7 protein-coding genes are annotated in these 15,613 nt (G+C 61.7%); 6 read left to right on the forward strand and 1 reads right to left on the reverse strand.

Annotated elements, in window-relative coordinates; genetic code table 11:
- Nucleotides 1-47: 47 nt before the first annotated feature.
- A complete protein-coding gene (locus ABID16_RS14385) occupies nucleotides 48-2,378 on the reverse strand; it encodes a methyl-accepting chemotaxis protein (RefSeq protein WP_354557041.1) in 2,331 nt (776 codons plus the stop codon).
- A 309-nt stretch (nucleotides 2,379-2,687) separates the two neighbouring features.
- Between ABID16_RS14385 and ABID16_RS14390 the strand changes: the two genes are divergently transcribed.
- The 6 genes from ABID16_RS14390 to glgB all read left to right on the forward strand — a co-directional run bounded on the left by ABID16_RS14390 (nucleotide 2,688) and on the right by glgB (nucleotide 15,603).
- Complete coding sequence (locus ABID16_RS14390) at nucleotides 2,688-5,999, forward strand: transglutaminase family protein (protein WP_354557042.1); 3,312 nt, start codon at nucleotides 2,688-2,690, stop codon at nucleotides 5,997-5,999.
- Between the two features lie 58 nt (nucleotides 6,000-6,057).
- Nucleotides 6,058-8,436 carry a circularly permuted type 2 ATP-grasp protein gene (locus ABID16_RS14395; protein WP_354557247.1) on the forward strand — a complete coding sequence of 793 codons (2,379 nt, stop codon included), beginning with the start codon at nucleotides 6,058-6,060 and terminating at the stop codon, nucleotides 8,434-8,436.
- A gap of 8 nt (nucleotides 8,437-8,444) precedes the next feature.
- Nucleotides 8,445-9,320, forward strand: coding sequence for a transglutaminase family protein (locus tag ABID16_RS14400; protein ID WP_354557043.1), 876 nt, complete (start codon nucleotides 8,445-8,447; stop codon nucleotides 9,318-9,320).
- Between the two features lie 230 nt (nucleotides 9,321-9,550).
- Nucleotides 9,551-10,762 (forward strand): vWA domain-containing protein, encoded by a 1,212-nt coding sequence (locus ABID16_RS14405; RefSeq protein ID WP_354557044.1) that lies wholly within the window; start codon nucleotides 9,551-9,553, stop codon nucleotides 10,760-10,762.
- Nucleotides 10,763-10,936: 174 nt separating this feature from the next.
- Nucleotides 10,937-13,393, forward strand: a complete 2,457-nt coding sequence (locus ABID16_RS14410) for a glycogen/starch/alpha-glucan phosphorylase (protein ID WP_354557045.1) — start codon at nucleotides 10,937-10,939, stop codon at nucleotides 13,391-13,393.
- Entirely contained in the window at nucleotides 13,393-15,603 is a 2,211-nt protein-coding gene (gene glgB / locus ABID16_RS14415) for a 1,4-alpha-glucan branching protein GlgB (protein ID WP_354557046.1), read from the forward strand. Before ABID16_RS14410 ends, glgB begins: the two co-directional genes overlap by 1 nt.
- Nucleotides 15,604-15,613: the final 10 nt, after the last annotated feature.

Here is a 15,613-nt window from a genome sequence, read left to right on the forward strand (position 1 = left end):
AGCGCCGCCCCATCTCTGGCTGATTGTCACAGGCCAAATGGCCTGTCTCAGAATTCTTCCCAGTCCGACGAGGCGAGCGCCGTGTTGCCGGAAACGGCGGGTGCCCGACGTGCCGGGGCGGCGGGGCGCGCAGGCGCTGCCTGGCGCGACGGCTGCGCGCTGTAGGCGCGTGCCGGGGTCGCGGTCTGTGCACCGGCGCCGTTGGTCCTGAAGCGGTTGACCAGCGCCATCAGCACGCCGACTTCGGCGTTGAGGGCGGCACTGGCGGCGGTCGCCTCTTCCACCATCGCGGCGTTCTGCTGGGTCACCTGGTCCATCTGGTTGACGGCGGCGTTGATCTCGCGGAGCCCCACGGCCTGTTCGGTCGAGGACGAGGAGATCTCCTGGATGAGGCCGTTGATCTGCAGCACCTGCGAGGCGATGCTTTCCAGCGCCTCGCCGGCCTTGTTGACCAGGCTGACGCCTTCGCTCACCTGGGTTTCCGAAGCGTTGAGCAGCGTCTTGATCTCCTTGGCGGCGGTGGCGGAACGCTGGGCGAGTTCGCGCACTTCCTGGGCAACGACCGCGAAGCCCTTGCCGGCTTCGCCGGCACGGGCTGCTTCCACACCGGCGTTGAGCGCCAGAAGATTGGTCTGGAAGGCGATCTCGTCGATCACGCCGATGATGCGGTTGATATCCTGAGACGACTGCTCGATGCCGTGCATGGCCGAAATCGCCCTGTGCACGATCTCGCCCGATTTCTCGGCATTCGAATTGGCCGACTGGACCGAGCTTGCCGCGCGGCCGGCATTGTCGGCGCTGGAATTGACCTGCGAGGTCAACTCGTCGAGCGCTGCAGCGGTCTCTTCGAGGCTTGCCGCCTGTCTTTCCGTACGCAGCGACAGGTCGGAGGAGGCGCTGGTGATTTCGTTGGCGCCGCCGCTGATGTTGCGGACGGAGTGGCTGAGCGTCTGGATCGTCTCTTCAAGGCTCGCCAGCGCGCTGTCGAAATCGCTCTTCAGCTGGCCGTATTCTGCCGGGAAATTGCCGGGCAGGCGATAGGTGAGATTGCCGGCGGACAGTTCCGAGAGTCCCTGGCCAAGATGGCTGACCACCTGCTGCTGGAGCGCGGCATTGGCAAGACGCTCCTGTTCGTTCTGCCGGCGGGCGGCGTCAGCGGCGTCGCGCTGTTCTTCCGCTGCGGCTTCCAGGCGTACGGCATCCGCGAGTTTGTGGCGAAAGCCTTCCAGTGCGGCGGCAACCGCGCCGGTTTCGTCTTCGCTATCCTGACCGGCGACCGGCTTTTCATACTGGCCGCGGCTCAACCGTTCCACATCGGCGACGAGACCGTCGATCGGACGCTGGACAAGGCTGCGGACGGAGAGATAGAGGCCGATGATGACGGCGAGCAGTACGACGAGGCCGCCGACGACCATCAGCAGGGTCTGTTCACGAACCTGCGTGGCGACCACGGTGGAAGGGATATCGACGAGAACCACCCAGCGGGCGTTCAGGCCGGGCAGGTCGAAGGGATAGACGAGGCGTTCGAACTGGGCGCCGTCCTTGCCGGCGATGCCCTCCAGCTGGGACGTTGTCTTGTCGGCGATGGCGGCCTTGATCTTCTCGGGCGCTGCGCCGTCATAATCCTTCATCATATTGCTGGCGTCAGGCCCGACCAACCACTTGCCGTCCTGCGAAACCAGCATGACGCGACCGGTCTCAAAAGGACGCAGCGCCGAAAGGCGGGTCGAGAGCGAGGCGAGCGAAATATCGACACCCGAGACGCCGATCAGCTTGCCGCCGGAAATGACGGGATAGGCGATGGAACTCATGACGGTCGGCACATCCGTGCCATCGGCCATATAGGGCTTGGTGATCGCGCCCTTCATGCTCTGCGCGGCCGATGCATACCATTCCTTGGAATAGTCGATGTCGAAGGTGCTGAACTGGATCGCGTTGTTGCGGTCCTTCGACCAGTAGGGAGAGAACTGGCCGGTCTTGTTGCCGCCGAGATCTGCCTTGTCCTTCATCTCTGCCTGCTTGCCGTCGAAGGCGTTGGACGCTTCCGCGAACCAGCTGCCGAAGGCGAAGGGATTCTGTTCCAGATTGGCGCGCAGGATGTCAATCGTCCCCTTGCGGTCGAGGAGGCCGCCGGCATGGGTGTGGCCGATGACGCCGGCCATGGTGCGGGCAGCGCTGGAGAGTTCGCCGACATCGGCGGCGATGTCCTTGGCGATGCCGCTTGCCTCGCTGCCGGCCTGCTTCATGACCAGACTTCTGACGCGGTCATTCGTCTGCGAGATCAGCACATAGTTGGAGAGCGCCAGGAGCAGCGTGATCGTGGCCGCAGTGACCAGAATGAGCTTGGCTGCGATGGAACGTTTGATGAAACCGAACATAAAGCCTCATTTTCAGAATTTGTGGCAGGAAGGGGGTGGTGCCCAGCCACTGGGATGCATATTCGCCCGAGCGTCCCGGAGCAGGTCTCGCGGAACGGTGAGGCGAGAAACTTTGGGTAAAATTTATATCGATATGTCGTTAATGAAGCCTGAAAATCCGGCATTTCCGGTTGTGACGGCCGTGTGACACAATCGCGTCAAAGATCTGTTCATTTGCGACTTCGGTGGTCGAATGCACATTCCCCATTGCACAAATCGGTGGCGTGATTAAAGATTTGGCAATTGTTTGTTCCGGCGCGATGAGGGCCAATGTCGATTAAAGCCAGTATCTATCACCTGACTCATTACAAATACGACAAGCCGATCGTGTTGGGGCCGCAGATCATCCGGCTGAAACCGGCCTCGCATTCCAAGACCAGGGTGATCAGCCATTCGCTGAAGGTGACGCCCGAAAATCACTTCGTGAATCTTCAGCAGGACCCGTACGGCAACTATCTCGCCCGCTACGTGTTTCCCGAGCCGGTCACCGAGTTCAAGATCGAGGTCGATCTTGTTGCCGACATGACGGTCTACAATCCGTTCGACTTCTTCGTTGAGGAGCAGGCCGAGACATGGCCGTTCGACTATCCGGAGGAGCTGAAGGACGATCTTTCCATCTACATGACGCCGGAGCCGGCCGGGCCGCTGCTGACCAAATTGCTCAAGGGCATTGACCGTACCCCGCTGCGCACCATCGACAAGGTAGTCGCTCTCAACGCCATGCTGCAGGCGCGCACCGAATACACAATCCGCATGGAGCCCGGCGTGCAGACGCCGGAGGAAACGCTGAAGCTCGCGAAGGGCTCGTGCCGCGATTCCAGCTGGCTCCTGGTGCAGATCCTGCGCCATCTCGGCTTTGCCGCGCGCTTCGTCTCCGGCTATCTCATTCAGTTGACGCCGGACCTGAAGGCGCTGGACGGTCCTTCGGGAACGGAGGTCGACTTTACCGATCTGCATGCCTGGACGGAGGTCTATATTCCCGGTGCCGGTTGGGTCGGCCTGGATCCGACCTCCGGCCTGCTCGCTGGTGAGAGCCATATTCCGCTCGCCGCCACGCCGCACTACAAGAATGCAGCGCCGATCTCCGGCGGCTATTTCGGCGAGGCGAAGACCGAGTTCGACTTCGACATGAAGGTCATGCGCGTTGCCGAGCATCCGCGCATCACCAAGCCGTTTTCGGATGAAAGCTGGGATGCGCTCAATGCGCTGGGCGAAAAGGTTGATGCCTATCTCGATCAGGCCGATGTGCGCCTCACCATGGGCGGCGAGCCGACCTTCGTTTCGATCGACGACTTCCAGTCGGACGAGTGGAACACGGCGGCCGTCGGCCCGCAGAAGCGCGACCGCGCCGATGTGCTGATCCGCAAACTGCGCGAGCGCTTCGCCCCGAACGGGTTCCTGCATTACGGGCAGGGCAAGTGGTATCCCGGAGAAAGTCTGCCGCGCTGGACCTTCTCGCTCTACTGGCGCAAGGACGGCCTGCCGGTCTGGAACAAGCCGGAACTGATTGCGGCAGAAGCGAAGGACTACAAGGTCTCCCACGAGGATGCAGGCAAGTTTGCCGCAGCGCTCGCCATCGAGCTTGATGTGGGGCCGGAATTCGCGACGCCCGCCTTCGAGGATACGGCCGAATGGCTGATCAAGGAGGCGAACCTTCCCGAGAATGTCGATCCGGCCAATTCGAAGCTCGAAAATCCGGAAGAGCGCAGCCGCATCGCCAAGGTGTTCGAACGCGGGCTGACCAAGCCGACCGGCTATGTTCTGCCGGTGCAGGCCTGGAATTCGCGGGCCAGCGGGCGGACCTGGATTTCGGAAAAGTGGAGCACGCGGCGCGGCCACCTTTTCCTCATCCCCGGCGACTCGCCCATCGGCTTCCGCCTGCCGCTCGGCTCGCTGGTCTATATTCCGCCGTCGCAATTCCCCTATATCAACCCGAGCGACCCTTCGACCCCGCGCCCGCCGCTGCCCGATTACCGGCAGGACAAGGGCCGGCTGATGCCGGAACATTCGCTGCAGCCGGACAAGGCGACGACGCCGATCCAGCGGCAGGCGCTCTCCGAAATCGAAGGCCGCGTGCGCACCGCCATCTCCATCGAGCCGCGAGACGGTCGCCTCTGCGTCTTCATGCCGCCGACCGAGACGCTGGAGGATTATCTCGACCTCATCGCCTCGGCCGAGCGGGCGGCGGCGCATCTGAACATGCCGATTCATATCGAGGGCTATACGCCGCCGCAGGATGAGCGACTCAATGTCATGAAGGTGACACCCGATCCGGGTGTCATCGAGGTGAACGTGCATCCGGCCTCTAACTGGAAGGATTGCGTCGACATCACGACGGCGCTTTACGAAGAGGCGCGGCAGTCGCGGCTTGGGGCCGACAAGTTCATGATCGACGGGCGCCATACCGGCACGGGCGGCGGCAACCATGTCGTCGTCGGCGGCTCGAACCCCAATGACAGCCCGTTCCTGCGCCGGCCGGACCTGTTGAAGAGCCTCGTGCTGCACTGGCAGCGCCATCCGTCGCTCTCCTATCTCTTCTCCGGCCTGTTCATCGGCCCGACGAGTCAGGCGCCGCGCATCGACGAGGCGCGGCACGATGCGCTCTATGAGCTGGAAATCGCGCTCGCCCAGGTGCCGCTGCCTGGCAAGGGCCTGCCACCGCTGCCCTGGCTGGTGGACCGGCTGTTCCGCAACCTGCTGACCGACGCGACGGGCAATACGCACCGCTCGGAAATCTGCATCGACAAGATGTTCTCGCCGGACGGCCCCACTGGCCGGCTCGGGCTGGTCGAGTTCCGCGGATTTGAGATGCCGCCAAATGCACGCATGAGCCTTGCCCAGCAGCTTCTCGTCCGGGCACTGATCGCGCGCTTCTGGAAGAACCCGATCGAGGGCAATTTCGTGCGCTGGGGCACGTCGCTCGCCGACCGCTTCATGCTGCCCTATTACGTCTGGAAGGACTTCCTCGACGTGCTGGCCGACCTCAAGGCCAACGGCTTCGAGTTCCGTCCGGAATGGTTCGCGGCGCAGCTCGAGTTCCGCTTCCCGTTCTGCGGCGAGGTGGAGTACGAGGGCAACAGGCTCGAGGTGCGGCAGGCGCTGGAGCCCTGGCATGTCACGGGCGAGCAGGGCGCGCCGGGCGGTACGGTGCGCTATGTCGACAGTTCCGTCGAGCGGGTTCAGGTGACGTTCGAAACGGCGAATCCCGAGCGCTATCAGGTGACCTGCAACGGCCGCCTTGTTCCGCTGAAGGAGACCGACCAGCGCGGCGTGACCGTGGGGGGCGTCCGGTACAAGGCCTGGCATCCGGCCTCGGGCATTCATCCGGTCCTGCCGGTGAATGTGCCGCTCACCTTCGACATCTACGACACGTGGTCCAGCCGGTCGCTGGGCGGTTGCGTCTACCATGTCGCGCATCCGGGCGGTCGCAGCTATGATACATTCCCTGTGAATGGCAACGAGGCGGAGGCGAGACGCCTTGCGCGCTTCCTGCCTTCCGGGCATACCGGAGGCTTGTGGCTTTTCAGGGCCGATCCGCCGCATCCGGAATTCCCGATGACGCTGGATCTCAGGCGGCCTTGAAAAGGGCGTATCGGGGGTAATCGATTTGGCAGGCGGGACTGCGGCAGACAAGAAGACGATGGCGGGGGGCAGGGTGGATGCCCTTCTCGGCTATCGGCCGCTGCCCGGTATTGCCGACGAGATGATCGATCCGCAGGGCAAGGTGCGTCCCGTCTGGCAGCATCTACTCGGCTATCTCGGCCGTCAGGACGAGCAATCGATCACCGACCGCTTCGCCACGGCAGACCGTTACCTCAGCGATGCCGGCGTGTTCTACCGCGCCTATGGCGGTCCTGGGACATCCGAGCGCGACTGGCCGCTTTCGCATATCCCGGTGATGATCGCGGAAGCGGAATGGGCGAAGATCTCGGAAGGGCTGGTGCAGCGCGCCGAGCTTCTGGAACATATCGTCGCCGACATCTATGGCGAATGCCGGCTGGTGCGCGACGGGCTTCTGCCGCCGCCGCTGGTGGCCGCCAATCCGGAGTTCCTGCGGCCGATCGTCGGGCTTCAACCCTCCGGCGGGCATCATCTGCATTTCTGCTCCTTCGAGATCGGGCGCGGGCCGGACGGCAACTGGTGGGTTCTGGCCGACCGGACGCAGGCGCCCTCGGGTGCCGGCTTCGCGCTGGAAAACCGCGTGGCCACCGCGCGCGCCTTCTCCGATCTCTATGCCGAAATGCATGTGCATCGGCTCGCCTCCTTCTTCGGCAATTTCCGCGACACGCTGCTCAACAAGCGCCAGAGCCGCGACCAGCGGGTGGCGGTCCTTTCGCCGGGTTCGGCCAACGAAACCTATTTCGAACATGCCTATCTTGCCCGCTATCTCGGCTTCATGCTGCTGGAAGGCGAAGACCTCGTCGTCGTCAACGGCAAGGTCATGGTCAGCACTGTGTCGGGCCTCAAGCCCGTCGGCGTGCTGTGGCGGCGCGTGGATGCGAGCTTCACCGACCCGCTGGAGCTGGACCAGAATTCCTATATCGGTACGCCCGGCCTCGTGCAGGCTGCGCGCAGCGGCTCGGTGATGATGGTCAACGGGCTGGGTTCGGGCATTCTGGAGACCCGGGCGCTGCTCGCCTTCCTGCCGCGCATCTGTCGCGAAGTGCTGGGCGAGGATCTCAAGCTGCCTTCGATTGCCACATGGTGGTGCGGGCAGGATGCGGAGCGGGCGCATGTTGCCGCCCATCTCGACCGCATGGTGATCGGGCCCGCCTATTCGCGGCTGCCCTTCTTTGACGACAAGGGACAATCCGTGCTCGGCGCCTCGCTGCGCGACCGGGCAAAGGAATCGATTGCCGGCTGGCTGCGCACGGAGGGCGCGAAGTTGGCGGGGCAGGAAGCGGTGACGCTATCGACTACGCCGGTGTGGAACGATGGCAAGCTTTCACCGCGGCCGATGTCGCTGCGCGTCTTTGCGGCCCGCACGCTCGACGGCTGGAAGATCATGCCTGGCGGTTTCGCGCGGGTCTCTTCCGGCGAGGATGCGGCGGCCATTGCCATGCAGGCCGGCGGCAATGCTGCCGATGTCTGGATCGTGTCTGAAAAGCCGGTCGAGAAGACGACGCTTCTGCCGCCGGACTCGAGCTTCACCCGTAACATGCCGGGCAGCCTGCCGAGCCGCGCGGCGGACAATCTCTACTGGCTGGGGCGCTATATCGAGCGCGCCGAAGGCACGATCCGAATCCTGCGCGCCTGGCATGCCCGCTATGCCGAAGCGGCGGATGCGCGCACGCCGCTGCTGGGTGATGTGACGGATTATCTGGAAAGCCTCGATATCGAGATCGAGCCGGCGATCCCCAACAGCCTCATCACCAACATCGAAAGTGCGCTCTACAGCGCGTCACGCATCCGCGACCGTTTCTCGCCGGATGGCTGGCTGGCGCTCGCGGATCTTGCCAAGACGGCACGGGATTTCAACAGGAAGGTCAAGCCCGGTGACGATGCGACGCGGGCGGCGACCATTCTCTTGCGCAAGCTCGCGGGCTTTGCCGGTCTCGTGCATGAAAACATGTATCGCTTCACGGGCTGGCGCTTCCTGACTATCGGCCGCATGCTGGAACGTGGTTTGCACATGACGCGGCTGCTCGGCCACATGTCGGGCGAGGATGCGCCGGATGGCACCTATGACATGCTGCTCGAGATCGGCGACAGCGTCATGACCCATCGGCGGCGCTACAATGTGGCAACGGCACGGGTGACGGTGACGGACCTGCTGGCACTCGACCCGCTCAACCCGCGTTCGATCTTCTATCAGCTCAACGAGATCAAGACGGAAGTCGAGCATCTGCCGAATGCCTATGTCGACGGGCAGATGTCGCCGCTCTATCGCGAGGCGCTGAGACTTCATTCGACGATTGCACTGATGACCGCAGACACGATGACGCCGGACGTCTACAAGGAGCTGGAACGGGAAATGGAACAGCTCTCCGACGTCCTTGCACAAACCTATCTGAATTGACGGCCTTCATGCTCTACGACGTCAAGCTCAAGATCGCCTATGACTACGACGTGCCGGCCTCCGGCGCGCGGCACATGGTGCGCGTGCTGCCGATGTCGATCCCCGGCCGGCAGCGGCTCATTGCGGGCAATGTCTCCATCGTACCCGCGCCGGAAGAACGGGCTGACATGGTCGATTTCTTCGGCAACACGGTCACATCGGTCTATTTCCGTTCGGCGCATTCCCATTCGGAAGTGAACATGCAGGCGCGCGTCCAGGTCGATACGCAGGCGCCGGGGCTCGCGCTTTACTGCCGCGCCGACGAGATCGCTGCGGAACTGCAGGCGGTCACGTCCATCGGGCCGGATTCGCCGCATCATTTCGTCGGGGAAAGCCCGAAGCTGCGCGATATTCCGGTCATCGCTGCCTATGCCCGCAGTTTCTATGAGCCGGGGCGGACGGTTGACGAGATCGCGCGCGCGATCTGCGCCGACATTTTCAAGACGTTCAAATACGATGCAACCGCCACGGACGTGGACACATCGGCTGCGGAGGCCTTTGAGCTCAAGGCCGGCGTCTGTCAGGACTTCACCCATATCATGACCTCGGCGCTCCGAAGCCTGGGAATCCCTGCCGGCTATGTCAGTGGCTATCTGCGCACCATTCCGCCGCCGGGCAAGGAGCGGCTGGAAGGCGCAGATGCCATGCATGCCTGGGTCCGGGTCTGGGCCGGGCGCGATGCCGGCTGGCTGGAGTTCGATCCGACGAACAACATTCCGGCCGGGCAGGATCACATCGTCGTCGGCTATGGTCGTGATTATTCCGACGTTGCGCCGATCATCGGTGTGTTGCGTAGCTATGGTAGACACAATAATATTCAATCGGTCGACGTTGTCCCGGTTTGAAGCAGATTTCGCGCTGCAGGTGCCGATTTCCTTCACACACTCCTAAAATTGAAGAGAATTCGATTTAATTGCTCATCTAGAGCTTAAAGCCGAAACAATATATTCGCGCTAACTTACCTTCGTTCGACCATAACCGTGCATAAAAAGACTTGGGGCGATCGTCTTTTCGTGGGGGTTGCATTGCTGCATCATGTATATCCTGAGCGGCAGTGTGTGAGCGGGGGTTTTTCGTGTTCGTTCATCGCGCTTGTCATAAGGTTCTGTCCCGTTTTCTTGCAGACGAGAAGGGGAATTTCGCCGTCATGGCCGCCTTTCTCATCCCGGTCGGCATGGCGACCGCGGAACTGTCGATGGATATTTCCGGATTGATGGCGCAGAGGACGAGGCTCCAGGCTGCGGTCGATTCAGCCGCAATTGCGGCAGGTGCTGCGCTCGCCAACGAGCAAGCGACGATCGATGAGGCCAGGCAACTGGCATTGAGTTTCGTAAAGGGGCAGCTGAATCAGGATCTGGCCGCGATTGCGCAGGATCAGCAGAAGAACGGTGCTGACAGTCCCTATAGCGGCTATGACATTGGCGGCTGCACCAATGTCGATGTGGTACAAAGTACCGGAGTGGGGACGACCAAGGTCTTCGACGTCAAGGTCACGAGTTGCCTGGAAAAGAAGCTCACGGTTCTCGGCGCGTTCTACGGAAGCAGCCTGCATACGCTGAATGCAACGGGTTCGACGAAGAGCATGACCGCCTCGCAGAAGGCACTCTCGATGTATCTCGTGCTCGACCGTTCTGGCTCCATGGCAGACAATACGGATACCGTCACGGGAACGACGACCTACACCTATTCCTGCGGCAAGCGTAAGACATGCACGGGCACGCAGAACACCTATCTCATCAAGATCGATGCGCTGAAACAGGCGGCCGGTGCGCTGATGAAGACGATCTCCACCGCCGATCCGGATCAGTATTACGCCCGGCTCGGGGCCGTATCCTACAATTCGGCGATGGATACGCCGCAGTCGCTCGGCTGGGGAACGGTGGCGGTTGCCAACTATGTCAATGCACTGGTTGCCTCGGGAGGCACAGACTCCAGCAATGCCTTCAAACAGGCGTATCAGTCGCTGACGGCGGCGACCGAAAACAGTCTGCACCTGACCAAGAACGGTCAGACTCCGGACAAGTTCATCGTCTTCATGACCGATGGCGAGAACAATTACGCCTCGGCAGACACCGCGACGAAGCAATGGTGCGACAGCGCAAGAGCGGCCGGCGTGCAGGTTTATTCGATTGCCTTCATGGCGCCGGCGACAGGCCAGGCGCTGCTGAGCTATTGCGCCACGGACGCCAACCACTTCTTTGCCGCCAACAATGCCAGCGATATGATTGCGGCCTTCAAATATATCGGTGAAAAGGCTGTTTCGGCCACAACGCGATTGACACAATAAGCTGCTCATAAAAAAGGCAAATTGCCAGCGGCCGGGATGAAATTTCCGGCCGTTTTTGCTATGCGTCCGGCGAATTTCGCAATTGCAAAATCGCGGTTGCAACGGCCGGGGAAGAATGCATTAATTGACGGCATAAACCGATTAATTCATGTTAGAACAGGCTTGGATTTAACGATGAATATACCGTCTTCCGAAACACTCACGCCCGCGCCGCGCACCTCCGATCCGGAGCAGCTCGCGACTGAAATTCTGGAAAGACTGAAGTACCGCATCGGCAAGGATCCGAAGGTTGCCAAGCCGCATGACTGGCTGACGGCGGCCATACTCGTCGCCCGCGACCGCGTCACCGACAATTGGATGGATTCGACCAAGCGCACCTATGCGGAAGGCCGCAAGCGCGTCTATTATCTCTCGCTGGAATTCCTGATCGGCCGCCTGATGCGCGACACGATGACGAATATCGGGATCATGGACTCGATGCGCATCGCGCTCGCCTCGCTCGGGGTCGATATCGATGTGATCGCCGAGCTGGAGCCGGACGCCGCTTTGGGTAACGGCGGCCTTGGACGACTGGCTGCCTGTTTCATGGAGTCCATGGCCACCGTCGACGTGCCGGCCTATGGCTACGGCATCCGCTATGTGCATGGCCTCTTCCGCCAGCAGATGTCGGATGGCTGGCAGGTGGAACTGCCGGAAAACTGGCTGGCGCACGGCAACCCCTGGGAATTCGAGCGGCGGGAAAGCTCCTATGAAATCGGCTTCGGCGGTTCAGTCGATACTGTCGATGTCGGCGATGAGGCTATCCGCTATGTGTGGAAGCCGGCCGAGCGCGTAATCGCCACGGCCTATGACACGCCGGTGGCCGGCTGGCGCGGCCAGCGCGTGAATACGCTGCGGCTCTGGACGGCAGCTCCTATCGACCCCATCCTGCTCGATGCCTTCAACGCCGGCGACCATATCGGCGCCCTGCGCGAGAGCAACAAGGCGGAAAGTCTTGCCCGCGTTCTCTATCCGGCCGACGCGACGCCAGCGGGCCAGGAGCTGCGGCTCAGGCAGGAGTTCTTCTTCTCCTCCGCCTCGCTCCAGGACATTCTGCGCCGTCACCTGCAGCAGTTCCCAGACTTTACGTCCCTGCCCGACGCGGTGGCGATCCAGCTCAACGATACGCACCCGGCAGTCGCCGTAGCGGAGCTGATCCGTCTCCTCATGGACGTCCACGGTCTCGACATCGAACAGGCCTGGAGCATCGCCAGGGCCACGTTCTCCTATACGAACCACACGCTGCTTCCCGAAGCGCTGGAAAGCTGGCCGGTGCCGCTTTTTGAGCGTCTGCTGCCGCGCCACATGCAGATCGTCTATGCGATCAACGCCATGATCCTCATGGAGGCCCGCCGCCAGAAGACGCATACCGACCAGCAGATCCGCTCGATCTCTCTGATCGACGAGGGCGGCGAGCGCCGCGTGCGCATGGGCAATCTTGCCTTTGTCGGCTCCCATTCGATCAACGGCGTGTCGGCGCTGCATACGGAGCTGATGAAGGAAACGGTGTTTGCCGACCTGCACCGCCTCTATCCCGACCGCATCAACAACAAGACGAACGGGATCACGCCGCGCCGCTGGTTGATGCAGTGCAATCCGGGTCTTCTGTCGCTCATCCGCGAGGCGATCGGCGACAAGTTCATGGACGATACGGAGGCGCTGAAGGATCTCGAGACGTTCGCGACCGACAGCTCCTTCCAGGAAAAATTCGCGGCAGTGAAGCGCCAGAACAAGGTGCGTCTTGCCAAGCTGGTGCGCGAGCGCATGGGTGTGCGGATCGACCCGTCGTCGATGTTCGATATCCAGACGAAGCGCATTCACGAGTACAAGCGCCAGCTCCTCAATATCATCGAGGCGATCTCGCTTTACGATCAGATGCGTTCGCGTCCGGAACTTGATTGGGTTCCGCGCGTTAAGGTCTTCTCCGGCAAGGCAGCGCCGAGCTATCACAATGCGAAACTGATCATCAAATTGGCCAACGACGTCGCACGAGTCATCAATAACGATCCTGCCGTGCGCGGACTGCTCAAGGTGGTCTTCGTGCCGAACTACAACGTATCGCTGGCTGAGGTCATCATTCCCGCCGCCGACCTGTCGGAGCAGATCTCGACTGCGGGCATGGAAGCCTCGGGCACAGGCAACATGAAGTTTGGACTGAATGGCGCGCTGACGATCGGGACGCTCGACGGCGCCAACGTCGAGATGCGCGACCATGTGGGCGCAGACAATATCATGATCTTCGGCATGACGGCGGAAGAGGTCGCCAAGGTTCGGGCAGACACCTACAATCCGCGCGCCATCATCGAAGGTTCCAAGGAACTGCAGCAGGCGCTGTCTGCCATTGCCTCGGGTGTTTTCTCGCCGGGGGATACGGGCCGCTTCGCCGATCTGGTTGACGGACTGTACAGCCATGACTGGTTCATGGTCGCCGCCGATTTCGACGCTTACGCCAAGGCGCAGCGCGAGGTCGATGCGCTTTGGACCGATCAGCCGGCATGGTACAACAAGACAATTCTGAATACTGCCCGTATGGGCTGGTTCTCGTCTGATCGCACGATCAGGCAATATGCGCGTGAAATCTGGAGAGCTTGATGGGGAAACAACCCGAACCACCGGACGCAGCCAGCGAACCGGTGGTGCCTGCCCCGGAGGAGATCAGGGCGATTATAGACGGGTTGCATACCGACCCGTTTGCCGTGATGGGGCTTCATGAGATTGATGGCGGTTTTCATGTCCGCTGTTTCATACCGGGGGCGGAAAGCGTCGAGGCGGAGACGATCGGCGGCAAGCTGATTGGCGTGCTCGAGCGTTATGACCGTGACGGCTTCTTTGCCGGCAAGGTGGACATTCCGCATCGACAACCGATCCTTTATCGCGCGCGTCGCGGGTCTTCGGAATGGACCTTGGTCGATGCCTACAGTTTCGGGCCCGTGCTGGGGCCGATGGATGACTATTACATCCGCGAGGGTTCGCACTTAAGATTGTTCGACAAGCTTGGTGCGCATCCGATGATGCTCGACGGCGTGTCGGGCTTCCACTTCGCCGTCTGGGCTCCCAATGCGCGGCGCGTCTCTGTTGTTGGCTCGTTCAACAACTGGGACGGGCGCATGCATGTGATGCGGCTCAGGCGCGATACGGGCATCTGGGAAATCTTCGTGCCCGACGTGCCGGCAGGGGAGGCTTACAAGTTCGAAGTCGTCGGAATGGACGGAACGGTGCTGCCACTGAAGGCCGATCCGTTTGCGCGGCGTTCCGAGCTGCGTCCGCAGACGGCCTCGGTAACGACGTCAGAACTGCACCAGGACTGGGAAGACGCAGCGCATCGCCAGCATTGGTCGTCCGTTGACGCACGCCGGCAGCCGATCTCGATCTATGAGGTTCATGCCGGTTCGTGGCGCAAGCATCCGGACGGGCGCTTCTATTCCTGGGACGAGATGGCGGATCATCTGATCCCCTATTGTGTCGACATGGGCTTCACCCATATCGAATTCCTGCCCATCAGCGAGTTTCCCTACGATCCGTCCTGGGGCTACCAGACGACAGGGCTCTATGCGCCGACGGCGCGTTTCGGCGAGCCGGAGGGCTTTGCCCGCTTCGTCAATGGGGCGCACAAGGCGGGGCTTTCGGTTCTGCTTGACTGGGTGCCGGCGCATTTCCCGATGGATGCGCACGGGCTTCGCCAGTTTGACGGCACGGCGCTCTACGAGCATGCCGATCCGCGCAAGGGCTTTCACCCGGACTGGAATACGGCGATCTACAATTTCGGCCGCAACGAGGTCTCGTCCTTCCTCGTCAACAACGCGCTCTACTGGGCTGAGAAGTTCCATATCGACGGCCTTCGCGTCGATGCGGTCGCCTCGATGCTCTATCTCGACTATTCGCGCAAGGAGGGCGAGTGGATCCCCAACGAGCATGGCGGGCGTGAAAACCTGGAGGCAGTGAGCTTCCTGCAGGCGATGAACAAGGCCGTCTATGGCAGTCATCCCGGCATTATCACGGTGGCGGAGGAATCGACCTCCTGGCCGAAGGTGTCGCAGCCGGTGCATGTCGGGGGGCTGGGCTTCGGCTTCAAGTGGAACATGGGCTTCATGCATGACACGCTGAAGTATTTCGCCCACGAGCCGGTCCATCGCAAATATCACCACAACGACCTGACCTTCGGCCTTGTCTATGCCTTCTCGGAAAACTTCGTGCTGCCGCTGAGCCATGACGAAGTGGTGCATGGCAAGGGCTCGCTGATTGCCAAGATGTCGGGCGACGAGTGGCAGAAATTCGCAAACCTGCGTGCCTATTACGGCTTCATGTGGGGTTACCCCGGCAAGAAGCTGCTCTTCATGGGGCAGGAGTTCGCGCAATGGGCGGAGTGGAACCACGCCAAGGAACTCGACTGGCATCTCACCCAATATCCCCTGCATGGTGGCATGCAGCGCGCCGTGAAGGACCTCAACCGGCTCTATCGCGACACACCGGCGCTGCATGCGCGCGATTGCGAGCCGGACGGTTTCGAATGGCTGATCGTGGATGACAACAACAATTCGGTCTTTGCGTGGCTGCGCAAGGCACCGGGCGAGAAGCCAGTGGCGGTGATTTCCAATCTGACGCCGGTGATGCGCGAGAATTACGAGGTGCCGTTGCCCGTGGAAGGGCTGTGGCGCGAAATCTTCAACAGCGATGCGGAGATTTATGGCGGTAGCGGCAAGGGGAATGCCGGCGAATGCCATGCCCGCAAGACCGCGTCGGGAGGAGTAGCAGCAAGCCTGCTGCTGCCGCCGCTTTCGACCATCATGCTGCAACTGGCTTGACATAACTAAC

The sequence above is a fragment of the Limnomicrobium aquaticum genome (assembly GCF_040545545.1).
Classification (GTDB): Bacteria; Pseudomonadota; Alphaproteobacteria; order Rhizobiales; family Rhizobiaceae; genus Ensifer_A; species Ensifer_A aquaticum.

Excerpts from the sequence above, each read along its gene's own strand:
- ABID16_RS14385 (WP_354557041.1), bottom strand. The coding sequence starts at position 2,378 with ATGTTCGGTTTCATCAAACGTTCCATCGCAGCCAAGCTCATTCTGGTC.
- ABID16_RS14390 (WP_354557042.1), top strand. The coding sequence starts at position 2,688 with ATGTCGATTAAAGCCAGTATCTATCACCTGACTCATTACAAATACGAC.
- ABID16_RS14395 (WP_354557247.1), top strand. The coding sequence starts at position 6,058 with ATGGCGGGGGGCAGGGTGGATGCCCTTCTCGGCTATCGGCCGCTGCCC.
- ABID16_RS14400 (WP_354557043.1), top strand. The coding sequence starts at position 8,445 with ATGCTCTACGACGTCAAGCTCAAGATCGCCTATGACTACGACGTGCCG.
- ABID16_RS14410 (WP_354557045.1), top strand. The coding sequence starts at position 10,937 with ATGAATATACCGTCTTCCGAAACACTCACGCCCGCGCCGCGCACCTCC.
- glgB (WP_354557046.1), top strand. The coding sequence starts at position 13,393 with ATGGGGAAACAACCCGAACCACCGGACGCAGCCAGCGAACCGGTGGTG.